General features: G+C 70.8%; 21 protein-coding genes and 2 pseudogenes. 11 read left to right on the top strand and 12 right to left on the bottom strand.

The window, feature by feature from the left end; genetic code table 11:
* Positions 1 to 12: 12 nt before the first annotated feature.
* Positions 13 to 1,500 (top strand): SLAC1 family transporter, encoded by a 1,488-nt coding sequence (locus tag NE236_RS39460; protein WP_308209208.1) that lies wholly within the window; start codon positions 13 to 15, stop codon positions 1,498 to 1,500.
* Between the two features lie 66 nt (positions 1,501 to 1,566).
* On the opposite strand, the gene NE236_RS39455 is transcribed toward NE236_RS39460, so the two are convergent.
* On the bottom strand, positions 1,567 to 2,550 hold the full coding sequence (locus tag NE236_RS39455; protein ID WP_252847413.1) for a GlxA family transcriptional regulator: 984 nt from the start codon (positions 2,548 to 2,550) through the stop codon (positions 1,567 to 1,569).
* Between the two features lie 443 nt (positions 2,551 to 2,993).
* Between NE236_RS39455 and NE236_RS39450 the strand changes: the two genes are divergently transcribed.
* On the top strand, positions 2,994 to 4,502 hold the full coding sequence (locus NE236_RS39450; RefSeq protein ID WP_252847412.1) for a CoA-acylating methylmalonate-semialdehyde dehydrogenase: 1,509 nt from the start codon (positions 2,994 to 2,996) through the stop codon (positions 4,500 to 4,502).
* A 72-nt stretch (positions 4,503 to 4,574) separates the two neighbouring features.
* Here the strand turns inward: NE236_RS39450 and NE236_RS39445 are convergent, their stop codons facing one another.
* Both NE236_RS39445 and NE236_RS39440 read right to left on the bottom strand, forming a co-directional pair.
* Positions 4,575 to 4,949, bottom strand: coding sequence for a DUF3037 domain-containing protein (locus tag NE236_RS39445; protein ID WP_252847411.1), 375 nt, complete (start codon positions 4,947 to 4,949; stop codon positions 4,575 to 4,577).
* Complete coding sequence (locus NE236_RS39440) at positions 4,946 to 5,767, bottom strand: HipA family kinase (RefSeq protein WP_252847410.1); 822 nt, start codon at positions 5,765 to 5,767, stop codon at positions 4,946 to 4,948. Before NE236_RS39440 ends, NE236_RS39445 begins: the two co-directional genes overlap by 4 nt.
* A gap of 184 nt (positions 5,768 to 5,951) precedes the next feature.
* On the opposite strand from NE236_RS39440, the gene NE236_RS39435 reads away from it, so the two are divergent.
* The 4 genes from NE236_RS39435 (at position 5,952) to NE236_RS39420 (ending at position 11,663) form a co-directional block, all read left to right on the top strand.
* Positions 5,952 to 6,611, top strand: coding sequence for a GntR family transcriptional regulator (locus NE236_RS39435; protein ID WP_252847409.1), 660 nt, complete (start codon positions 5,952 to 5,954; stop codon positions 6,609 to 6,611).
* Positions 6,608 to 7,609, top strand: a complete 1,002-nt coding sequence (locus NE236_RS39430; RefSeq protein ID WP_252847408.1) for a 1-aminocyclopropane-1-carboxylate deaminase — start codon at positions 6,608 to 6,610, stop codon at positions 7,607 to 7,609. The genes NE236_RS39435 and NE236_RS39430 overlap by 4 nt, the downstream gene beginning before the upstream one ends.
* 9 nt (positions 7,610 to 7,618) lie before the next feature.
* Positions 7,619 to 9,982 (top strand): thiamine pyrophosphate-binding protein, encoded by a 2,364-nt coding sequence (locus NE236_RS39425; RefSeq protein WP_252847407.1) that lies wholly within the window; start codon positions 7,619 to 7,621, stop codon positions 9,980 to 9,982.
* An 88-nt stretch (positions 9,983 to 10,070) separates the two neighbouring features.
* A complete protein-coding gene (locus NE236_RS39420) occupies positions 10,071 to 11,663 on the top strand; it encodes a purple acid phosphatase family protein (protein ID WP_252847406.1) in 1,593 nt (530 codons plus the stop codon).
* Positions 11,664 to 11,809: 146 nt separating this feature from the next.
* Here the strand turns inward: NE236_RS39420 and NE236_RS39415 are convergent, their stop codons facing one another.
* Complete coding sequence (locus NE236_RS39415; RefSeq protein ID WP_252847405.1) at positions 11,810 to 14,101, bottom strand: MMPL family transporter; 2,292 nt, start codon at positions 14,099 to 14,101, stop codon at positions 11,810 to 11,812.
* Between the two features lie 130 nt (positions 14,102 to 14,231).
* Between NE236_RS39415 and NE236_RS39410 the strand changes: the two genes are divergently transcribed.
* Positions 14,232 to 15,527, top strand: coding sequence for a M18 family aminopeptidase (locus NE236_RS39410; RefSeq protein WP_252847404.1), 1,296 nt, complete (start codon positions 14,232 to 14,234; stop codon positions 15,525 to 15,527).
* 172 nt (positions 15,528 to 15,699) lie between these two features.
* On the opposite strand, the gene NE236_RS39405 is transcribed toward NE236_RS39410, so the two are convergent.
* Entirely contained in the window at positions 15,700 to 16,182 is a 483-nt protein-coding gene (locus NE236_RS39405) for an SMI1/KNR4 family protein (protein WP_252847403.1), read from the bottom strand.
* A 135-nt stretch (positions 16,183 to 16,317) separates the two neighbouring features.
* Between NE236_RS39405 and NE236_RS45420 the strand changes: the two are divergent.
* Both NE236_RS45420 and NE236_RS39400 read left to right on the top strand, forming a co-directional pair.
* A pseudogene (locus NE236_RS45420) lies at positions 16,318 to 16,617 on the top strand (DUF1963 domain-containing protein); the annotation flags it as partial.
* Between the two features lie 94 nt (positions 16,618 to 16,711).
* A pseudogene (locus tag NE236_RS39400) lies at positions 16,712 to 17,401 on the top strand (alpha/beta fold hydrolase); the annotation flags it as partial.
* A gap of 226 nt (positions 17,402 to 17,627) precedes the next feature.
* Here the strand turns inward: NE236_RS39400 and NE236_RS45415 are convergent.
* The 6 genes from NE236_RS45415 to NE236_RS39390 are packed head-to-tail and all read right to left on the bottom strand — an operon-like array spanning position 17,628 to position 19,006.
* Positions 17,628 to 17,720, bottom strand: a complete 93-nt coding sequence (locus tag NE236_RS45415; RefSeq protein ID WP_372494516.1) for a DUF397 domain-containing protein — start codon at positions 17,718 to 17,720, stop codon at positions 17,628 to 17,630.
* Between the two features lie 6 nt (positions 17,721 to 17,726).
* Entirely contained in the window at positions 17,727 to 17,837 is a 111-nt protein-coding gene (locus NE236_RS45410) for a DUF397 domain-containing protein (RefSeq protein WP_372494515.1), read from the bottom strand.
* 11 nt (positions 17,838 to 17,848) lie between these two features.
* Positions 17,849 to 17,941, bottom strand: coding sequence for a DUF397 domain-containing protein (locus tag NE236_RS45405; protein ID WP_372494514.1), 93 nt, complete (start codon positions 17,939 to 17,941; stop codon positions 17,849 to 17,851).
* Entirely contained in the window at positions 17,938 to 18,054 is a 117-nt protein-coding gene (locus tag NE236_RS39395) for a DUF397 domain-containing protein (protein ID WP_252847402.1), read from the bottom strand. Before NE236_RS39395 ends, NE236_RS45405 begins: the two co-directional genes overlap by 4 nt.
* Positions 18,051 to 18,179: a DUF397 domain-containing protein gene (locus NE236_RS45400; RefSeq protein ID WP_372494513.1), complete on the bottom strand. Its 129-nt coding sequence runs from the start codon at positions 18,177 to 18,179 to the stop codon at positions 18,051 to 18,053. The genes NE236_RS39395 and NE236_RS45400 overlap by 4 nt, the downstream gene beginning before the upstream one ends.
* On the bottom strand, positions 18,164 to 19,006 hold the full coding sequence (locus NE236_RS39390) for a helix-turn-helix domain-containing protein (protein ID WP_252847401.1): 843 nt from the start codon (positions 19,004 to 19,006) through the stop codon (positions 18,164 to 18,166). Before NE236_RS39390 ends, NE236_RS45400 begins: the two co-directional genes overlap by 16 nt.
* Positions 19,007 to 19,186: 180 nt before the next feature.
* On the opposite strand from NE236_RS39390, the gene NE236_RS39385 reads away from it, so the two are divergent.
* Complete coding sequence (locus NE236_RS39385; protein ID WP_252847400.1) at positions 19,187 to 19,522, top strand: hypothetical protein; 336 nt, start codon at positions 19,187 to 19,189, stop codon at positions 19,520 to 19,522.
* Entirely contained in the window at positions 19,519 to 19,740 is a 222-nt protein-coding gene (locus tag NE236_RS39380; RefSeq protein WP_252847399.1) for a hypothetical protein, read from the top strand. The genes NE236_RS39385 and NE236_RS39380 overlap by 4 nt, the downstream gene beginning before the upstream one ends.
* Here the strand turns inward: NE236_RS39380 and NE236_RS39375 are convergent.
* Entirely contained in the window at positions 19,724 to 20,620 is an 897-nt protein-coding gene (locus NE236_RS39375; protein ID WP_252847398.1) for a LysR family transcriptional regulator, read from the bottom strand. The genes NE236_RS39380 and NE236_RS39375 overlap by 17 nt on opposite strands.
* Between the last annotated feature and the right edge of the window lie 30 nt (positions 20,621 to 20,650).

Here is a 20,650-nt window from a genome sequence, read left to right as displayed (position 1 = left end):
GGCGGTCGCTCGATGTGCGCCATGCAGCGCTTACATCAGGACATGATCGACAGTGCTCCTCAACCCGAACATAGGGTTCGGGGAATGAATCGTCCCCCGTGCGCCGGCCCTTTCGCACCTACGGCAAACAGAAAGAGGCGTACGGTCCTCGGCCCCAGTTGGTTCGCGGCCGTGATGGGCACTGCCATCGTCGCCAATGCGGCGGTCACCCTGCCACGGCTCCACGGGCTGCGGACTGCCGCCCTGGTGGTCTGGCTGGCCGCCGCGCTCCTGCTACTCGTGCTGGCTGTCGGTTACCTCCGGCAGCGGGCGCTGCGGTTGCACGCCGGTGATCCGGTGATGGTCCAGTTCTTCGGCGCGCCGCCGATAGCGCTGCTCACGGTGGGCTCCGGGGCGCTGCTGCTCGGCCGCCGGCTGATCGGGCCCCAGGCGGCGCTGGACGTGGACTGGGTGCTGTGGTCGCTCGGTACCGTGCTCGGTCTTGTCGCGGCCTGCACGGTGCCTTATCTGATGGTCACCCGGCACCGCTTCGCGCCGGACGCGGCGTTCGGGGGCTGGCTGCTGCCGGTGGTGCCGCCGATGGTCTCGGCCGCGACGGGCGCGCTGCTTGTCCCTCATGCGCGGGCGGGGCAGGTGCGGCTCGCCCTGATGCTGGGCTGCTACGCGATGCTCGGGCTCGGCCTGGTCGCGACGCTGCTGGTGCTGGCCATGATTTACGGCCGCCTGGTGCACCATGAGGCCCCCACTGGAACGGTGGTGCCTACGGTGTGGATCGGGGCGGGGGCGTTGGGCCAGTCGGTGACGGCGCTCGGCGCGCTGGCCACGGCGGCGCCGAGCGCGCTGGCTGCGCCCTACGCGCGGGGCGCCGCGGTGTTCGCGCTGCTGGGCGGGATCGTGGTGTGGGGCTTCGCCATGCTGTGGGTGGTGCTGGCCACGGGGCTGACCGTACGGACGATCCGGGCCGGGCTGCCTTTCGCGCCCACCTGGTGGTCTTTCATCTTCCCGATCGGCGCCTGCGTGACGGCCACCGGCGCCCTTGCGGCGCGGACCGGCTCGGACGCGTTCGCCTGGTTGGCCGTGGTGTTCTACGAGCTGCTCGTCATCGCCTGGGTGGTGGTGTCCAGCCACTCCCTGCACCATGCCGCCAGGCACATGCGGCGCCGGCCCACCGGCGGGCACGCGGACCGGCAGACCGGCGAGCCGGAGGCGCGGCTCGACGGGCCGACCGTGCTCAAGGGCACCGTCCGCACCACCACTGACGGCCGCCCGATCTCCCAGGCCCGTGTCACCCTCCTCGACCCGGCGGGCAACGTCGTCGGCAAGACACTCACCGCCGAGGACGGCTCCTACGCCTTCACCGATCTCGAACGCGACCACTACACCGTCGTCGCTGCGGGGTACCTTGCCCAAACCGCCCCCTTCACCCTCGACGACAGCGACCACGACGCCTTCGATCTGACGCTGGCGCACGAGGAGGGCTGGACAGCTCCCTGTCGCTGACGGGTCTGCTCTGCGCGTCGCCCGAGGTGCATTCGCCGGTGAAGCGGGCAGCCCGTTGCGCCTCGACTACGGCGAGACGGCTTCGGACACCGAATCCTTCGTGCCCACGCCGGTCGTGCGGAAACTGGCCCGGTACGCACCCGGCGTCACAGCCAGGTGCCGCACAAATGCTCTGCGCATCGACTCAGGTGAGCCGAACCCTGTACGCCGCGCTACCACCGCCATGGAGTCATCACCCGTCTCCAGCAGCACCCGGGCGGCTTCCAACCGGACCTGCTCCACATACCGGGCCGGAGTGGTTCTCACCTCTTCGTAGAAGAGCCGGGTCACGTGACGGACGCTGATGCCTGCCCTGCGTGCCATGGCCGACACTGTGTGGTTGGCCCCGGGGTTCTCAGCGACCTCGTCCAGCACCCGGCGGAGCGTCTCCCGGGGGGAGTGCGGGACCTGGGAGCGGACGCTGAATTGGGACTGGCCCCCCGGTCGTTGCATGAAGACGACCATGTCTTTGGCAACCGCTCGAGCAACCTCTGCACCGTAGTGATCTTCGACGAGCGCCAAGGACAGGTCGATGCCGGCGCTGACACCTGCCGAGGTCATCATTTGCCCGTCCCGCACGAAGATGGCGTCCGGTTCGACCCGTACGGACGGGAAACGCAGGGCCAGTTGCTGTGAGTGCCGCCAGTGCGTCGCGGCGCGACGCCCATCCAATAGTCCGGCCGCTGCCAGCAGAAACGCTCCCGTGCACACCGATGCCGTGCAGCGGGCCTTCTCATGGAGTCGCCGGACGACATCCAAGAACGCGTCGTCCTTGATCAGCGTTTCCCATTCCGGACCGCCCGGGACCACCAAAACGTCGCACGGCTCACGTACATCATCGACACGCAGGTCAGCGCTGAGGCGGGTCCCGGCGGAGGTGATCACCTCCGCCCCGTCCTCGGACACGGTCTGCACCCGATAGCGTCCGCCGAACTCGTTCGCCGAAGCGAACACCTCGATGGGACCGGTCACATCGAGCAGCCGCACCCCCGGGAAGACGAACACTGTCACGGTGAGCGGGCCCCTTCCAGGGCGCCTGTGGTTCATCGGATGCCTCCCGGCCGGGCGCGGTGCAGACACTGGCGACCCGTTGAGCGCTGGTCGTCGAGTGTTCCGCGACGGATCAGGGAGCCGGTCGGCCAGCGCCGGACCCCCGTTCGTCGGATTTCCGTACGCCCATTGTGCGCCTTCGACCAGAACCGAGACCACGACCGGCTTACTCCCTGCTGGGAGGCGAATCCACCCAGTCGACCGCGGCGGCGCTCGGCATGTATGTGACCCACGCCACGACGGTATGGGACCTGAGGGAGGCACTTCGGGTCGCGAGGCTCCCAAGCGCCTGTATGTGGAGACCAGATGGGTAGCTTCGGTGCCAACAGTCCAACCCGCGCGGACGAGGTGTACGACACAGGAACCTCGCAGCCGCCGCCGTCATCTTTGAAGGAGTTCCGCCGATGAAGACCGTCACCCACTGGATCGGTGGCAAGCCCTTCGGAGACGCTTCAGGCGCGTCCGGCACCTGGAGTCCCGTGACCGACCCCGCGACCGGAGAGGTCACCACGCAAGTGGCGATGGCCGGTGCCGACGAGGTCGACGCCGCGGTCGCCGCGGCGAAGGAGGCTTACGCCACCTGGCGCACGTCCCCGCTCACTCAGCGGATCGCGATCCTCTTCCGCTACCGCGCCCTGCTGGACGCGCGCCGCGACGACATCGCCGCGCTGATCACGGCTGAGCAGGGCAAGATCCACTCAGACGCGCTGGCCGAGGTGGCCCGGGGCCTGGAGATCGTCGAACTGGCCTGCGGGCTCGGCACGGCGCTCAAGGGCGACACGTCCACGGAGGTGTCGAGCCGCATCGACGTGGCGTCGATCCGCCAGCCGCTCGGTGTGATCGTCGGCATCTCACCGTTCAACTTCCCCGCGATGATCAGCATGTGGATGTTCCCCATGGCGATCGCCTGCGGGAACACCTTCGTCCACAAGCCGAGCAGCAAGGCCCCGTCCGCATCCATGCTCCTCGCGGAGCTCGCGGCCGAGGCCGGCGTGCCCGCCGGTGTGCTCAACATCCTGCACGGCGACGAGGTCGCGGTGGACGCGCTGCTCGACCACCCGGACGTGGCGGCCGTGTCGTTCGTGGGCTCCACGCCGGTCGCCCGCCACGTCTACAGCAGGGCGTCCGCCGGCGGCAAGCGCGTCCAGGCCCTCGGTGGCGCGAAGAACCACATGCTGGTCCTGCCCGACGCCGACCTCGACGCGACGGCCGACGCCGCCGTGTCCGCCGCCTACGGCTCCGCGGGCCAGCGCTGCATGGCAGTCTCCGTGGTGGTCGCGGTCGGCTCGGCGGGCGACGCGCTGGTGTCCCGGATCGCCGAGCGCGCCGCGAAGATCAAGATCGGCCCGGGCAACGACCCGACGTCCGAGATGGGGCCGCTCGTCACCAAGGCGCACCGCGACGAGGTCGCGGACTACGTCGCGGGCGCGGCCGCCCAGGGAGCCGACGTGGTGCTCGACGGCAGGGGCTTCACCGTCGAGGGCCTGGAGAACGGGTTCTGGATGGGTATGTCGCTCCTCGACAAGGTCAGCACGGACTCGGACGCCTACCGGAACGAGATCTTCGGTCCCGTCCTGTGCGTGCTCCGCGCGGAGACCTACGAGGAGGCCATGGAAATCATCAACGGCTCCCCGTACGGCAACGCCAGCGCGATCTTCACCCGCGATGGCGGCGCGGTCCGCCGGTTCCAGCTGGAGGTCGAGACCGGCATGGTCGGAGTGAACGTGCCGATGCCGGTGCCGGCGGGCTACCACTCCTTCGGCGGCTGGAAGGACTCGGCCTTCGGCGACCACCGCATGTACGGCAGCGAAGCCGTGCACTTCTACACGCGCGGCAAGGTCATCACGACCCTCTGGCCGGACCCGGCTGAGACGGTGGCCGGTCCGGACCTGGGCTTCCCCGCGTCCCGCTGACCGCCGCAGGCCCGCGCGCGAGGGTTGTCTTCCATCGGATCGCCCAGTTGCGGACGAATGGCCGGGTGGGAGTCAGCGGACGAGGACGTCGAGCAGGCGGTCGAGGTCGGCGGCGGCGTCGGCGGTGAGGCCCGAGTGGACCGGGCCGGGCTGGACGACGGTGCTGCGCGGCGCGGTCAGCCAGCGGAACCGCGCGCCCAGGGACTCGCCCGCTGCCTGACCCGCCCGCGGTCCGCCGCAGCAGACGTCGTCGACCGCCTTGAGCGCCGCTCGTACGCCGTCGACGTCGAGATCCGGAGCCAGCGCGCGGAGCCGCACGTCGTCGAGGTGGGTCCGGCAGCCGAGGAAGTCCTCGGTCTGGCAGTAGAGGATCACCCCGACGTTGATGGTCTCGCCGCGTTCGACTCGAGGGATGACCCGCAGGACGGCGTACTCGAAGATGTTCATCGGGCCCATTTCGGTCGAGTCGATGGGCGCTCGGTCCGGGGGACCGCCGGCCGGGCCTCTCCGACCTCGGGCAGCCAGACGTCGGGAGTGGCCACCCGGGTGCTCAGGTGCGTGACGTACGCGGCCGCGACGCCGGCGGGGGAGTCGAAGCCGGGCTCGTCGGCCAGCCACTCCTCGGGGATGAGCGCCACGACCTCGCGCAGCAGATCCTCGGTGATCTTCGGGCCGAGGTCGCGGCCGGCGCAGGCCAGCCCGGCGTCGTCGACGAACGTCGCCAGCACGTGGTCGCTCGCGTCGTACGGCCGGGAGATCAGCTTGTCCGCCGAGGCCCAGGCGTGGTGGAAGTACAGGCTCGCGCCGTGGTCGATCAGCCAGACGTCGCCGTGCCAGACCAGGAGGTTCGGGTTGCGCCAGCTGCGGTCGACGTTGCCGATCAGCGCGTCGAACCACAGGACGGACGCGGCGAAGTCGGCCTGGGGCGTCCAGGCCAGCGGATCGAAGCCGAGGGAGCCGGGTAGGTAGTCGACGCCGAGGTTGCGGCCGGGGCTGGCCTTGAGCAGGTCCTGGATGTCGGGGTCGGGCTCGTGGCGGGCGATCGCCGGGTCGACGTCCACGGTCACCAGGTCGGGCACCCGGAGGCCGAGCCTTCGGCCGAGCTCACCGGCGATGATCTCGGCGATCAGCGCCTTGCGCCCCTGCCCGGCGCCGTGGAACTTCACGACGTACGTGCCCAGGTCGTCGGCCTCGACGATGGCGGGCAGGGACCCGCCCTCCCGGAGGGGTGTCACGTAGCGCGTGGCGGTGACGTTCGGCAGCACGGGCCAACCGTACCGGGCGTGTGGCGGCATGCGAGCACGACGTACGCGCATGCCGGCCCCCGCCGCTGAGACGCGCACACGCTCCGGTGATCGAGGAAATCCTATGAACGGGCGATGGGCGGCGATGATGCAGATGTCACACAGGGTGTTGACATGATGAACAGTGCAATATCTAATATATTGCATGCCCTCTGAACGGCTTCCTCGTCTCGACCGGTCACTGCTGCGCGACCAGGCGTACCGGATACTGCGCGACGCCATCATCGATGGCGACCTCGCGCCCGGAGAGATCATCCGTGACGGAGAGCTGGCCGAGCGGGTCGGTCTGTCGCGCACGCCGGTCCGTGAGGCGCTCGCCCGCCTCGCCGACGAGGGGCTCGTCGAGACCAAGCCGCACGCCTACACCCGCGTCACCCCGCTCGTCGTCCGCGACGTCCGGGACGCCTACGTGGTCGTCCGGGCCATGCACGAGCTCGCGGTGCGCGCGGCGGTGCCGGTGCTGACGGAGCGGCACATCGAGACGATGCGCGCGGCCAACGCGCGGTTCGCCGCCGCCCTCGACGCCGGCGACGTTCCGGCGGCGCTGGCCGCCGACGACGAGCTGCACGACGTTCCCGTGGCCGCGGCGGGCAACCGCGCCGTGGCCACGACGATCGAACGCCACCTGCCGCTGATCCGGCGGCTGGAGCGGCTGCGGTTCGGCTCCCTTCCGGGCCGGCGCTCCATCGCCCTGCACGACCGCCTGATCAACGCCTGCGCCGCGGGCGACACCGAGGCCGCCGTGGCCGCCACCACCGAGATCTGGGCCACGCTCGGCGACCTACTCGACAAGGAGACCCCGTGACGACACTGGACGACTTCCCCCGCGAGTCACTGCTGTTCGGGCCCTCGCCCGTGCACCTCATGCCCCGGCTCACCGAGCACCTCGGCGGCGCCGTGAACCTGTGGGCCAAGCGCGAGGACTGCAACTCCGGCCTCGCCTACGGCGGCAACAAGACGCGCAAGCTGGAGTACCTCGCCGCCGACGCGCTCGCGCAGGGCTGCGACACGCTGGTGTCGATCGGGGGCGTGCAGTCCAACCACACCCGGCAGGTCGCCGCCGTCGCCGCCCGGCTCGGCCTGAAGTGCGTGCTGGTGCAGGAGAGCTGGGTCGAGTGGCCCGACGCCGTCTACGACCGGGTCGGCAACATCCTGCTGTCCCGGCTGCTGGGGGCCGACGTCCGCCTGGTCGAGGCCGGGTTCGGCATCGAGTTCAAGGAGAGCTGGGAGAAGGCCCTGGAGGACGTCCGCGCCCGGGGCGGCAGGCCGTACGCCATCCCGGCGGGCGCGTCGGACCACCGTCTCGGCGGGCTCGGCTTCGCCCGCTGGGCACGTGAGGTCGAGGAGCAGGAGCGCGAGCTCGGCGTCCGCTTCGACACCATCGTCGTCTGCTCGGTCACCGGCAGCACGCAGGCCGGGATGGTCGCCGGTTTCGCGGGGAAGGGACGCCGGATCATCGGCATCGACGGCTCGGCCAAGCCGAAGGAGACGTGGGACCAGATCGCGCGGATCGCCCGGGGCACGGCCGCGCTGATCGGGACGGAGGTCGCCGACGACGAGATCGTCCTCGACGACCGCTACCACGCCGGCACGTACGGCATCCCGGATGAGCAGACCCTGGAGGCGATGCGGCTGGCCGCACGCCTCGAGGGGATGATCACCGACCCCGTGTACGAGGGCAAGTCCATGGCCGGGCTGGTCGATCTGGTGGCGAACCGCGAGATCGAGGCCGGATCCAACGTCCTCTACGCTCATCTGGGAGGGCAACCCGCGCTGAACGGATACAGCGCACTGTTCCGCTAAGGGGCTGACATGCAGGATGTTCGTGACAATGAGGTCGCGGGTGCGGAGCTGGCCGGCGTCGACCTGACCGTGCTGGAGGAGATCCAGCGCCGGGTGCTCTGGCTGGCCGTGCGCATCGTCGACGCGGCCAACCGGGAGCGCGACACCGGCGACGGAGTGAAGGTCGGCGGGCACCAGGCGTCGAGCGCCTCGCTCGTCACCGCGATGACCGCGCTGTGGTTCGCGCACCTGAACGCCGAGGACCGGGTGAGCGTCAAGCCGCACGCCTCCCCGGTCTTCCACGCCGTCAAGTACCTCCTGGGGGACCTCGACCGGTCCTACCTCACGACCCTGCGCGCCCGCGGCGGCCTGCAGTCGTACCCGAGCCGTACGAAGGACCCCGACGACGTCGACTTCTCCACCGGCTCCGTGGGCCTGGGCGCGGCCGCGCCGCTGTTCGCCGCCGCCGTCCGCCGCTACGTCGACGCCCACTGGCGCGGCGCCTCGGCCCCGAAGGCGCGGTTCGTCGCGCTGCTCGGCGACGCCGAACTCGACGAGGGCAACGTCTGGGAGGCCATCGCCGACCCGGCCACCCAAGGCCTCGGCAACGTCATGTGGGTCGTCGATTTCAACCGTCAGTCCCTGGACCGCGTCGTGCCGGGAATGCGGATCGCGCAGTGGCGCGGCCAGTTCGAGGCGGCGGGCTGGCACGTCGTCGAGGTCAAGTACGGCCGGCGGCTGCGCGCCGCGCCCGCCGCCGTCCGCCGCTGGATCGACGCGATGCCGAACGAGCACTACCAGGCGCTGTTCGGACTGACCGGCGCGAAACTGCGCGAGACGTTCCTGGACGGGGCGCCCGCCGAGGTCGCCGACGCCGTCGCCGGCCTGCCCGACGACGAGCTCGCCACGCTGGTGCAGGACCTGGGCGGCCACGACCTGGTCGCCATGCTCGAGGCGTACGCCCAGTGCGACGCGGTGACCGACCGGCCCAGCGTGGTGTTCGCGTACACGGTGAAGGGCTACGGCCTGCCGATCGCCGGGAACCCGCGCAACCACTCCGCGCTGCTCACCGGCGAGCAGATCGAGGCGTTCCGCGCGTCTCTGGGGCTGACCGACGACTGGGCGCGGTTCGACCCGGCGACCCCCGAGGGCATCCTGTGCAACCAGCGGCGCGAGGCGCTGCGCCGGACGCCCGCCCCCGGCGCGCTGGGCGTCACGGTTCCGGCGGCGACCGGGGTGCGCACGTCCCGTCCCGTCTCGACGCAAGACGCGTTCGGCAAGATCCTGGTCGACCTGTCCCGTGCCGAGGACGTCGCGCCGTACCTCGTCACGACCGCGCCGGACGTGGCCACCTCGACCAACCTCGCCGGTTTCATCAACCGCAAGGGCGTGTTCGCGCCGGCCGAGCAGCGGGCGTGGAGCGTCGACCCGTTGCTCAAGTGGACCGAGGGGCCGACGGGCCAGCACATCGAGCTGGGCATCTCGGAGATGAACCTCTTCCTGCTCCTCGGCCAGCTCGGGCTCGCCGGCGACCTGCACGGGCAGCCGTTGCTGCCGGTCGGCACGGTCTATGACCCGTTCGTCTGCCGGGGGCTGGACGCCTTCATCTACAGCGTCTACTCCGGGGCGCGGTTCGTCGTCGCGGGCACGCCGTCCGGGGTGACGCTCGCGCCCGAGGGCGGGGCGCACCAGTCGACGATCACCGCCTCGATCGGCCTGGAACTCCCGAACGTCACCTACCTCGAACCCGCCTACGCCACCGCCCTCGACTGGCTGCTGTGCGACGCGCTCGGCCGGATCGCCGCCGGCCCGGCGGAGACCACCACCGCGGTCCCGGCCGAGGACGGCGCCTACTACTTCCGCCTGACCACCCGGCCCCTGGACCAGACGCCGTTCGAGGAGGCGCGGGACCGGCTCGGCGACGCGGTCCTGCGCCGCCAGGTGCTCGCCGGGGCGTACCTGCTGCACCGGTCGGAGGTCGACGGGCCGGCCGTGCAGCTCGCGGCCTCCGGCGCCGTCCTGCCCGAGGCGCTGGCCGCGGCCCGCGAGCTGGAAGAGGAGGGCATCGCCGCGCACGTCGTGGACCTGACCTCCCCGGACCGGCTGTACTCCGCGTGGCAGCGGACCCTCCGGCAGGGCGTCCGGACGGCGGCGACCCCGTCCGAGGCGGGCGTGCTCCGCGCGGCGTTCCCGGTTCGGGCACCGATCGTCACCGTGCACGACGCCGCGTCGCACGCGCTCGCGTGGCTCGGGTCGGCGTTCGGCGTGCCGTGCGTGCCACTCGGCGTCGACCAGTTCGGCCAATCCGGCTCGATCGGCGAGCTGTACGAAATGCACGACCTGCTCCCGGGCTCCATCGTCAACGCCGCCTTGGCCGCCCTCGCGCTCGGGTAGGAATTCATCCTCCGGAGGCGATCGGTTTACTCGCCGATCATCAGGGCCGATCATCGTGCTCTCCGGTATCGAGCGATGAGGAGCCCTGATGGCCGAGTCCCAGAACGAGCCGCGCAACGAGATCGCCAGGCGTAACGTCCTGCGCGGCCTGGGTGGGCTGGCCGTCGCAGCGCCCATGCTGGCCCGGCCGGGGAGCGCGGCGGCGCTGGTGACGACCCCCGATGAGGCCGGGTCCCCGGCGCCGGAGCAGCTGCACCTGCAGTTCGGAGCCGACGCGGCCCACGAGGTGGCGGTGTCGTGGGCGGCGCCGCAGCGCGTCCGCCGGCCGGCCGTACGGCTCGGCCGGCCGGGCCACGGGCTCGGGTCGGAGATCCACGCGGAGGAACGCGTCTACACCGAGGCGCTCACCGGCGAGACCGTCTTCACCTACCACGCCGCGCTGCCCCGGCTCGCCGCCGACACCCGCTACGAGTACCACGTCGCGCACCGAGGCGCCGCGCCGCTCGGCGGGTCGTTCCGGACCGCGCCCCACGGCCGTTCCAAGGGCTTCCGGTTCACCAGCTTCGGCGACCAGGCCATCCCCGCCAAGGTCGGGAAGGGGCTTGGGCCGGCGACGCCGAACGCCGGGTACATCGTCGACGCGGTCGAGCGGCTGGACCCCCTGTTCCACCTGCTCAACGGCGACCTGTGCTACGCCAACGTCAGCGACGCCCCCGTGCAGACGTGGCAGTCGTTCTTCAACAACAACCAGCGGTCGGCGCGGAACCGGCCCTGGATGCCGTGCGCGGGCAATCACGAGAACGAGGTCGGCAACGGCCCGGACGGCTACCTGTCCTACCGAACCCGCTTTGCGCTGCCGGGCAACGGGTCGCGGGAGTACGCCGGGAACTGGTACGCCTTCACGGTCGGGCCGATCCGGGTCGTCTCCATCAACAATGACGACGTGTGCCTGCAGGACGGCGCGTTCAGCGCGTACCGCCGGGACAACGTCCCCGGCTACAAGGACAAGGGCTACGACCCCTACATCCGGGGGTACAGCCACGGTGCGCAGAAGGCATGGCTGGAGCGGACGCTCCGCGCGGCGAGCGAGGACCCCGCCATCGACTGGATCATCGTCTGCATGCACCAGGTCGCGATGTCGTCGGCGCATTTCAACGGCGCGGACCTCGGCATTCGCCGCGAGTTCCTGCCGCTGTTCGACAAGTACGGCGTCGACCTCGTCGTCGCCGGCCACGAGCACCATTTCGAGCGGACGTTCCCGGTCAAGGGCGTGCTGCCCGGCAGCTCCCTGCTCACCCCGGCGCCACAGGCGACCGACGCGTCCGTCATCGACACGACCAAGGGTGCCGTCCACATGATCATCGGTGGCGGAGGACACTCGTCCGCGACGCCGTGGTCGGCGTTCGACTCCCCGCACGACGGAGTGGTCATCTACGACGTGGGTTCCGGCGACCCGACCACCCAGCGCGTTTCCAAGACCGCCACCGAGCCGGCGCCATGGTCGGCGTACCGCGACCTGCAACGCCCGTACGGGTTCGCCGCGTTCGACTTCGAGCCGCACGCCCCGGGCGGGAACACCCAGATCACCGTGACGCACTACGGCGCCGACCTGGGCTCCGCCGACTACCAGGAGCTCGACCGGTTCGTCCTGCGCAAGCCCCGAGGCGGCCACCACTCGTAGCCAGGATCCCTGAGCCGCGACACGGCACCTCCTCCTTGACTGAGCCGCTCCACGTAGGCGCCAGGGGAGCCGGCACAGCCCGTCGACGAGGGACCGGATCGATGTGATCCGGTCCCTCGTCGAGGCTCCGCCGGGGCCGGCCGGGCTCAGGCCCTGGTGGAGACGTACGGCGGCTGTGACGCGGCGGGCGCGGCGGGGGCCGGTGCCTCGCCGTGGGACGGTCCGGGCAGCCAGGACAGCAGACGCGGGAGGTACCAGTTCCTCTCGCCGAGCAGCGTCATCACCGCCGGGAGCAGCACCGCCCGTACGATCGTGGCGTCCAGCAGCACGGCGATGGACAGGCCCACGCCCATCTGCTTGAAGTCCTGCATCGACAGCGTCCCGAAGACGGCGAACACCGCGACCATGATGACGGCCGCGCTGGTCACGGCGCCCGCGGTGGCGCGGATGCCCTGCGCCACCGCCGCCGTCGTCGGCGTGCCCTGGTCATGGGCCTCGCGGATGCGGGAGACGACGAAGACGTGGTAGTCCATCGACAGCCCGAACAGCACCACGAAGACGAACAGCGGCAGCCAGGCCTCGATGGCCCCGACGCCCTGGGTGCCGACGAGGCCGGCGCCCCAGCCATGCTGGAACACCGCCACCATCACCCCGTACGCCGCGCCGACCGACAGCAGGTTCAGCACGATCGCGGTGGCGGCGATGGGCACGGAGCGGAACGAGATCAGCATCAGCACGAAGGTGATGCTCAGCACGAAGACGAAGACCGGCACGATGCTGCGCCGCAGCTGGGCGTTCCAGTCGTTGGAGAGGGCCAGGGTGCCGGCGACGTGCGCCTCGGCGACCCCGCCGAACGCCGAGGGCACCAGGCGCTGCCGCAGGGTCGCCAGCGCGTGCCGTGACGTCGCGTCGGAGCCGTTGCCGGTCAGGGGCACGCTGATGGTGGCGACGCCGGCCGCCGCGTGGACCTGCGCGCGGATCGGCTGCCCGAACTCCCCGTCCCGCTTGGCGGCGTCCTGCAGCGACCGGATCGCCTGCCGTACGCGGGGTGCCTGGACGTCGGACGCCTTGACGACGACGAGAGCGGGGTCGGGGCCGCCGGGGAACGCCGCGTTGATGTGGTGGTACGTCTTGATCAGGGCGACGTTCTTCGGCAGCTGCTGCTCCATCCGGAGCTTCTCGGTGTGCATGCCGAGCGCCGGGGCGGCCAGCGCCAGCAGGAACCCGGTGGCCAGCACCGCGGAGATGCCCGGACGGGCCAGCACGGGGCGCAGCACGGCGTTCCAGAACCGGCCGGTCGACCGCCTCCGGCGCAGGAACGGGATGCGGCCGAACTCCACCTTGTCGCCGAGCAGCGACAGCAGGGCGGGCAGGACCGTGACCGATCCGATCACCGCGATCAGCACCACGAGGATCGTCGCGACCGCGAAGCCCTCGAACAGCAGCATCCCGGACAGGAACATTCCGGCCATCGCCACCATGACCGTCAGCCCGGACACCAGCACCGACCGGCCGGACGTCGCGGCGGCGATGCGCAGCGCGGTCTCCCGGTCGCGCCCGGCGGCGCGTTCCTCGCGCTCCCTGCGCAGGTAGAACAGGCAGTAGTCGACGCCCACGGCGAGACCCATCAGCAGCATCACCGAGCTCGCCGAACCGTCCATGTGGATGGCGTGGCTGACGACCGCGAGCAGCCCGTTCGCCGCCAGGAACGCGGTCAGCGCGACGCCCACCGGCAGAACGGCCGCGAGCAGCGCCCCGAAGGCGACCAGCAGGATGCCGAGCGCCAGTGGCAGGGCGGTCAGCTCCGCGCGGGAGAAGTCCTTGCCCATCGTGTTGTTGAACCAGCGCTCGCCGGAGGCGTCCCCGAACTCCTCCACCCGGACCTCGGGATGGCGGGTCCCCGCCCGCGCCACCGCGGCCTGCACCGGTTCCACCCGGTCTGCCGCCGTCTTCGGATCACCGGCCATGTCGAACTGCACCAGCGCGTCCCGGTGATCACGGGAGACCAGCGGCGCGCGTACCGTGGCCGCCCGCCCGCTGTCCCGGATCGCGCGGGTCACGTCCGGGATCGCCGCGCGGAAACCGTCCGGAGCCGCGCTGTGCACGAGCACCATCTCCGTGGCCGGGCTCTTGATGCCCGCGTCCTCGAGAATGCGGACCGCGCGCCCGGAGTCCCCGGTGCCCTCCTCGCCGTTGGTCAGCTGCTTCTGGCCCACCATGCCGCCGATGAGCACCGCCGCGACCACGAACAGCAGCCACCCGAATATCGCGGTCTTTCTATGGCGGGCGCTCCAGCCGCCCAATCGCGCGGCCATGTTGTCCTTCATCGGCGTTTCCCCTTCACCGTCCGGCGGGTTCGTGTCCTCGCTGATGACGGTAGGAATTCGGGGATCCGCGCCCCAGCCGGTGAGCACCCGGTCCCCCGGGGAGGTGACCACCCGACCGATGGTGGTGCTGGCCCCACCTCGCGCGCCGGACCCCTGCCGGGGGAGCGGCGGCCTCGCCCGTAGACGGCCGGACGTGGCCGGACCGCCCGACGGCCGGGGGTGCCCTCCTTATCCTTGACCCATGAGCGCGCAGACCCACTTCGACCGCGGCCACACCGACGACCTCGCCGACTTCGTCGCCGCCAGCCCGTCCCCGTACCACGCGGTGCAGAGTGCCGCCGAGCGCCTGGAGAAGGCCGGATTCCGGCGGCTCGCAGAGACGGATCCCTGGACCGGTGAGGCGGGAGGGCGATACGTCGTACGCGGCGGGACGATCGTCGCCTGGTACGTCCCGGAGAGCGCGCTCCCGGAGACGCCGTTCCGGATCGTCGGCGCGCACACCGACTCGCCCAACCTCCGGATCAAGCCGCGGCCCGACTCGGGCGCGTACGGCTGGCGGCAAATCTCCGTGGAGGTCTATGGCGGCCCGCTGCTGAACAGCTGGCTCGACCGTGACCTCGGGCTCTCCGGCCGCATCGCGTTCCGTGACGGCGGCACGCGCCTGGTCGCCGTCGACCGGCCGCTGCTGAGGGTGCCACAGCTCGCCCCCCACCTCGACCGGGGCGTCAACGACAACGGCCTTCTCCTCAACCGGCAGCGGCACCTGCAGCCCATCTGGTCCCTCGGTGGAGTCGACGAGGGCGCGCTGATCCGGTTCATCGCCGAGGAGGCGGGGGTCGAGGCGTCTGAGATCGTCGGCTGGGACCTCATGGTCCACGACGTCCAGCCGCCCGCGTACCTCGGCCGGGACCGGGAGTTCCTGGCCGCCGCGCGGCTCGACAACCAGCTGTCGACGCACGCGGGCACCGCCGCGCTGGCCGCCGTGGCCGCCGGCTCACCCGACCTGCCCTACATCCCCGTCCTCGCCGCCTTCGACCACGAGGAGAACGGCAGCCAGGCCGAGACGGGGGCGGAGAGCCCGATCCTCGGCACCGTCCTCGAACGGTCCGTCTTCGCGCGCGGCGGCTCGTACGACCAGCGAGCTCGGGCCTTCGCCGGCACGATCTGCGTCTCCGCCGACACCGGCCACGCCGTCCACCCGAACTACCCCGAGAAGCACGACCCCACGCACCACCCGATGCCGAACCGGGGGCCGATTCTCAAGGTCAACGCCAACCAGCGGTACGCCACCGACGCGGTCGGGCGCGGCGTCTTCACCGTCGCTTGCGAGCGGGCGGGCGTCCCCTGCCAGGAGTACGTCTCCAACAACGCGGTGGCGTGCGGCACGACGATCGGCCCGATCACCGCCGCCCGCCACGGCATCATGACCGTCGACATCGGCGTGCCCATGCTGTCGATGCACTCCGCCCGCGAGCTTTGCGGCGCCGACGACCCGTACCTCCTCGCTCGCGCGCTGAAGGCGTTCCTGGAAGGCTGACCGCGCCGCCGCGTCAGCCGCCGTTCGGTGCGGTCACCCTGATGGTGACCGTGGCGCTGCTGGTGGCCGCGGGCAGCCTGGTCGTGTCGATCGCCAGGTACTCGCCGTCGCCCTGCGGCCGTCCGGCAGCGTCTTGGCATGCAGCGCGAACGGGGGCGTGGCGTTCGTGATGTCAACCGCCCCTGGTGAGTGCTCGGCGGCACTGTCGCAGGGCGTAGGCGCCGAAGTCGTCGGCGAGCCGTTCGGGACCGCCGCGGTCGGCGGACCCCGGATCCCAGACGACGACCGGCGATTCACCCGCGTCGTCCCTGCGCGAGACGTCGAGGGAGACGAGCCCGCCCATCCCGTCGTGCTGGATCACCAGCAGGTCCGGCGGGAAGCGCGGGTCCGTCCGCGCCTGGAGTGTCTCGCTGACCGTGCCCAGGAGGGTGTCGCCGATGGCGGGCGTCCGGTAGACGCCGAGGAACTCCGTACCGTCCACGTCGCAGGAGCCGAGTTCGGCGAGGAAGCGGCGGTAGGCGGGAGGGAACGCCGTCCCGAGCTCCCGCTCTGCCCGGTCGAGGTCCTCCGGGCTCAGCCCGCCCGTCCACCGGCAGGACTCCGGGTTGTCCCGCAGCAGTTCGACGAGGGTCACCACGGACGCGACACCGCTCATCTGGCGCAGCGTATCGATCCGGATCGCCCGGTGAATCGCGGGCGGGGCCCGTGACCACGTGGTCACAGCGGGCATCATCCCGCGCACTCAGTGAAGAATCGAGAAATCGTCGGGATCGTCTGCTGAGATCGGTCCATGGACCGAAGAAGCGCCATGGCTGAAATTCGCCAACTGTGCATCGAGTTCTTGGGTGAGCGCCTCGGTCCACAGATGTCTGCTTTGGCCCAGCCGGGTTTCGCATTGAAGCCCGCCGACTCCGATAGGCCGCCGACCGGCCGATGTCGGGCAGGGGGACCAGCGCTTCTAGAACCGGGAACGCCATGGCCGCAGGCCACGGCAGGAACCCCGCTCAGCCTGTTGGCCGTGCTCGATGCCGACGAACTGGCCCCGTGGCTCGGCGACCAACTGCCCACCCGGCTCGGTCTGGTCAACGTTTTCAGCGCCGTCCGAAGCGGGACCGAGGAGTGCGCGATCGTCTGCGCAGACCCGGCGCGCGCCATAGAGGTGCCCCCACCGGCGGAAGTTCACGGTCTACACGCCCGACCGGCGTGGACGCGGGCTCAGCGGGGGCCATGGCGAAGATTTCCGTGTGATGCGGGAGGTCGAGGACGTCCAGGCGCTCGTCACGGCGAGCGGAGCGTCCCGGATCTTCGGCCTGAGCTCGGGCGCGCTCGTGGCCCTGCGCGCGGCCCTCGCCACCCCCGCGCTCGACAGGGTCGCCCTGTACGAGCCTCCGCTGTCCGTCGACGGCTCGGCACCGGTGGACTGGCTGCCGCGCTTCGACCACGAGATCGCCACCGGCCGGACCGCCTCCGCGCTGGTCACGGCGTTGAAGGGCCTTCAGACCGAACCACTGTTCGGCCGGTTCCCGCGATTCGTGCTGGCGCCGCTGCTGACGGTCGGCTCGCGCGTGCGGCGTGAGGTTCCCGAGGATGCCGTACCGGCCGCGGCGCTCATCCCCACCTTGCGCTTCGACATGCGGATCATCGCGGAGATGGCCGACACCGCCGAGGAGTACGCGGCCCTGCGGGCGCGGGTCCTCCTGCTCGGAGGGGTGAAGAGCCCGGCCTACCTCGGCGTCGCGCTGAAGAAGCTCGCCACCGTGCTCCCGGATGCGCAGAGCATCACCTTGCCGGGACTCGGGCACTCGGGCCCGGAGGACGACGGCGCCCCCCTCGTCGTTGCCGAGGCGTTGCGCGATTTCTTCGCCGCGCGCTGACGGCCGACGTCGCGGGGTGGTGTGCAGAACGCTCGGCGAACGCCGCGCGCCCCGGCCCGCGAAGGGGACAGCGCGGGGCAAGGCGGGTGCCTGGGACGACGTTTGCCGAGACTTCTGTCCGCCCCCGGTCCCGCCGAGCCGCAGAAAGCGACAGGTTCCAGCGAAGGCGTGCCGGGTGCTCGGTCGAGCCGACGCGTCCGGCCCGCCACACGTCCAGCAAAGAGCCTCAAACCGTACGAACCGTCACGACGGCGACCTCGACGCAGTCACCACCGTTGGAAGAGCTACGGCTTGCCTTTCGCCACTCCGGGAGAGTCATACCTGCCTACCGGTCGGTCTTGTGGCTGGTAGAGACGGCGACCTCAACGCAGTTGCCGCCGTTGGGTGAGCTGAGGCTGGACTTGCGCCACCTGCCAACGCTTGGGGCTGTTGCCATCTTCTTCGTCCTCAAGCCACACGGGCGGTTACGACCGCGACCTCGACACATGCGCCGCCGTTGGAGGAACTGTGGCTGGCCTTGCGCCACTCCGAGAGAGTCATGCCTGTCCGGCCTTCCAGCTGTCCACCTCAGAGTTGCCGGCGACGGCGACCTCGACGCAGTTGCCGCCGTTGGAAGAACTGCGGCTGGCCTTCCGCCACTCTGGGAAAGTCATGCCTGTCCAGCGTTCCAACGGCCTACCTCAGAGCTGCTGGCGACAGCGATCTCGACGCAGTCGCCGCCGTTCGGAGAGCTGTAGCGGGATTTACGCCACTCGGTGATGGTCACAGCCGCATCCATCGGTCTTGCCTCACCTTCGATACGAGATCGACGCTCGCTTGGGCGGGAAGTGCATCCGCACGGACCGAATCGTACCAGTTGAGGACTTCCGTGGCCTCGGATGAATTACTTGCGACGCGCCCTTCGGCGGCATCGTCTAGGTACACGATGTCGGGTCCGCCGTCCATCGTTGCGATCACGAATGGGCCGGACAAGCCAGCCGTTCCCGTCCTCTCCTTGGGTACGACCTGGACCGTGACGTGGTTGACGGCCGTGGCCTCGATGAGAGCAGCGAGTTGATGACGCATGATCTCCTCGCTTCCCACCGACCGCCAGAGCACGCTCTCGTCCAAGATCGCCCACAGCAGCGGCGGGTTTTCGGCGACTAGGAGCTGTTGCCGCTCTATACGGGCCGTGACCTGCTTCTCCAACTCGCTCTGGGTGATTCCGGGCTTGCTTTGAAGGATCGCCCGTGCGTAAGCGGGCGTCTGGAGAAGGCCGGGGACCACTAGGGGCTGCCACGTCTTGAGAATCTTCGCTTTTTGCTCGATTGGGATCCATGGTTTGAACCATGCAGGTGTGGCCGACCTTTGGCTGGCGCGTTTGATCGTTTTCCAGAGGCGGTGGAAGGAGCCGTTGGTCTGGAAGTAGGTGTCCAGGTCGAGGGCGAACGCCTCGGAGGGGCCCTTGTCGGCGAGTTCCACCGCGCCGACCCATTGGCCGGTGCAGCCGAGGGCGTCGGCCAGCTGGGTTTGGGAGAGTCCGGCGTCGTTGCGGAACGTACGGATTTCCAGGCCGAAATGACCGATAAGCGAGTCTGGGCTGAGGTCGCGCTGTGGCCGGGCCATGGGAATCCCTCCTCGGTTCTCAACCTCGTGCTCCGGTGGAAATCGCTGGAGCGGAGGTGATTTGCGGTTGGTTGTCGTTGGTGGCTGAGCGTAATCGGTGCGCGCGACTCTGTAATCGGAATCCCAAAGAAATCCGAGAAATGAGGTCGCGCAAAAATGGAAATTCCGCCACAAGGCGAAATGATCGGGCCGCTCGTCAGAGGACTCGCCGCCGCTCTGGCCGGGCGTGGCCTCGCCGCCGAGACCGTCGGCTCGCACATGGTGTGGGCGGTCAACCGCGCGGCCGACGGGGACGACCCGGTCGGAGCGGCGATGAGCCCGGGGCTCCGGCAGGCCGTCATGTGCCGGCCGGACGAGGACGGGCGGCTGCTGTGGTGGTGGGTCTGGTCCGGACCCACCCGCGACGCGCCGTCGGAGTACGAACCGCTCGGCCCCGTCACCGACGTCGACACGGCCGCCGATCGGATCGCCGCCGTTCTGCGCCTCGACGGAGTCGCCCCGGAGGCGACGAAATGAGCGCACCGCCCACGCTGATCGACCCGTGGCCGCCCGGGGCGCTCTCGGAGATGCAGCTGACCGTGATCCTGCGGCGCCGGTTCCCCGACACCGTGCTGTGGTTCGGCCCCTACACGCGGCGCTGGTGGGCGATGCTCCCCGAACGCGGCCAGTGGCGTCTCGTCGAGGCGGCCGATCCGGAGGAGCTGACCGGAGCGGTGATCAGGGTGCGGACCTGATCGGCACGGTCTCGGTCAGGAGGGTGTGGACGGCCTGGACGGCGGGGGACGCCCACCGCGACCTGGGGCGGAGCAGCCAGAGCCGCTGCCGGGCGAGGCCCGGGGGCCGGAGACGTACGAGCCTGCCGTCGGCGAGCTCATCGGCGACGGTGGCGGTCGGCAGCAGGGCCAGGCCGAGACCGGCCGCCACGCATCGCTTCACCGTCTCCACCCCGCCGAACCGGGGCTGGGCCACGGGGGATCCGCCGGCGGCGATCAGGGCGGCGAGCTCGTCGCTGTACGCGCAGCCCTCCTCCAGCAGCAGGACGCCCGTGGCCGCGAGCTCCTCCGGCGTAATGGGGCGGTCCCGGGGGAGGCCGGTCGTGGGCGGCGCGATCAGGGACAGCTCCTGAACCCCCAGCTCGATCAGGTCGGCCTGGGGCGTGTGCACCGACGGCTCCAGGCACAGGGCGAGGTCGGCGCGGCGGTCGGCGATCGCGGTCAGGGCGGTGCGGGTGTCGGCGGGGAACAGCGAGAGGCGGACCTCGGGAAACCGCTCCCGGAGTGCGGGCAGGAGCGGGGCCAGCTGGTAGGCGCACACGGACTCCGGCGCGCAGAGCCGTACGGGACCGGCGGGCCGGGCGGCGTCGGTGGCCAGCTCGGCGAGCATACGGTCCTCGAGGTCGAGGATCTGCTGGGCGCGCTCGGTGAGCAGCGCGCCCGCGTGCGTGGGGGAGACGCCACCGGGGTGGCGGTCGAGTAGCGGGGTGCCGGTCAGGCGTTCCAGCGCCTGAACGTGCGTGGTGATCGTCGACTGGACGAATCCCAGCTCCGCGGCGGCCGCCGTGATCCCGCCCGCGCGTACGACCGCGAGGAAGCTGCGGAGCAGGCGCGTGTCCATCGGATATCTCGATCTCCATCATCGATATTC

Origin of the sequence: Actinoallomurus purpureus, assembly GCF_024055795.1 — a bacterium.
GTDB classification, from domain to species: domain Bacteria; phylum Actinomycetota; class Actinomycetes; order Streptosporangiales; family Streptosporangiaceae; genus Actinoallomurus; species Actinoallomurus purpureus.
This window is presented reverse-complemented; position numbering and strand designations above follow the sequence as displayed.

What these genes read in the sequence shown, in the direction of transcription:
- NE236_RS39460 (WP_308209208.1), top strand. Translation starts at nt 13, where the DNA reads ATGTGCGCCATGCAGCGCTTACATCAGGACATGATCGACAGTGCTCCT.
- NE236_RS39450 (WP_252847412.1), top strand. Translation starts at nt 2,994, where the DNA reads ATGAAGACCGTCACCCACTGGATCGGTGGCAAGCCCTTCGGAGACGCT.
- NE236_RS39445 (WP_252847411.1), bottom strand. Translation starts at nt 4,949, where the DNA reads ATGAACATCTTCGAGTACGCCGTCCTGCGGGTCATCCCTCGAGTCGAA.
- NE236_RS39435 (WP_252847409.1), top strand. Translation starts at nt 5,952, where the DNA reads ATGCCCTCTGAACGGCTTCCTCGTCTCGACCGGTCACTGCTGCGCGAC.
- NE236_RS39425 (WP_252847407.1), top strand. Translation starts at nt 7,619, where the DNA reads ATGCAGGATGTTCGTGACAATGAGGTCGCGGGTGCGGAGCTGGCCGGC.
- NE236_RS39420 (WP_252847406.1), top strand. Translation starts at nt 10,071, where the DNA reads ATGGCCGAGTCCCAGAACGAGCCGCGCAACGAGATCGCCAGGCGTAAC.
- NE236_RS39410 (WP_252847404.1), top strand. Translation starts at nt 14,232, where the DNA reads ATGAGCGCGCAGACCCACTTCGACCGCGGCCACACCGACGACCTCGCC.
- NE236_RS39405 (WP_252847403.1), bottom strand. Translation starts at nt 16,182, where the DNA reads ATGAGCGGTGTCGCGTCCGTGGTGACCCTCGTCGAACTGCTGCGGGAC.
- NE236_RS45415 (WP_372494516.1), bottom strand. Translation starts at nt 17,720, where the DNA reads ATGACTCTCCCGGAGTGGCGAAAGGCAAGCCGTAGCTCTTCCAACGGT.
- NE236_RS45410 (WP_372494515.1), bottom strand. Translation starts at nt 17,837, where the DNA reads ATGGCAACAGCCCCAAGCGTTGGCAGGTGGCGCAAGTCCAGCCTCAGC.
- NE236_RS45405 (WP_372494514.1), bottom strand. Translation starts at nt 17,941, where the DNA reads ATGACTCTCTCGGAGTGGCGCAAGGCCAGCCACAGTTCCTCCAACGGC.
- NE236_RS39395 (WP_252847402.1), bottom strand. Translation starts at nt 18,054, where the DNA reads ATGACTTTCCCAGAGTGGCGGAAGGCCAGCCGCAGTTCTTCCAACGGC.
- NE236_RS45400 (WP_372494513.1), bottom strand. Translation starts at nt 18,179, where the DNA reads ATGGATGCGGCTGTGACCATCACCGAGTGGCGTAAATCCCGCTACAGC.
- NE236_RS39390 (WP_252847401.1), bottom strand. Translation starts at nt 19,006, where the DNA reads ATGGCCCGGCCACAGCGCGACCTCAGCCCAGACTCGCTTATCGGTCAT.
- NE236_RS39385 (WP_252847400.1), top strand. Translation starts at nt 19,187, where the DNA reads ATGATCGGGCCGCTCGTCAGAGGACTCGCCGCCGCTCTGGCCGGGCGT.
- NE236_RS39380 (WP_252847399.1), top strand. Translation starts at nt 19,519, where the DNA reads ATGAGCGCACCGCCCACGCTGATCGACCCGTGGCCGCCCGGGGCGCTC.
- NE236_RS39375 (WP_252847398.1), bottom strand. Translation starts at nt 20,620, where the DNA reads ATGGACACGCGCCTGCTCCGCAGCTTCCTCGCGGTCGTACGCGCGGGC.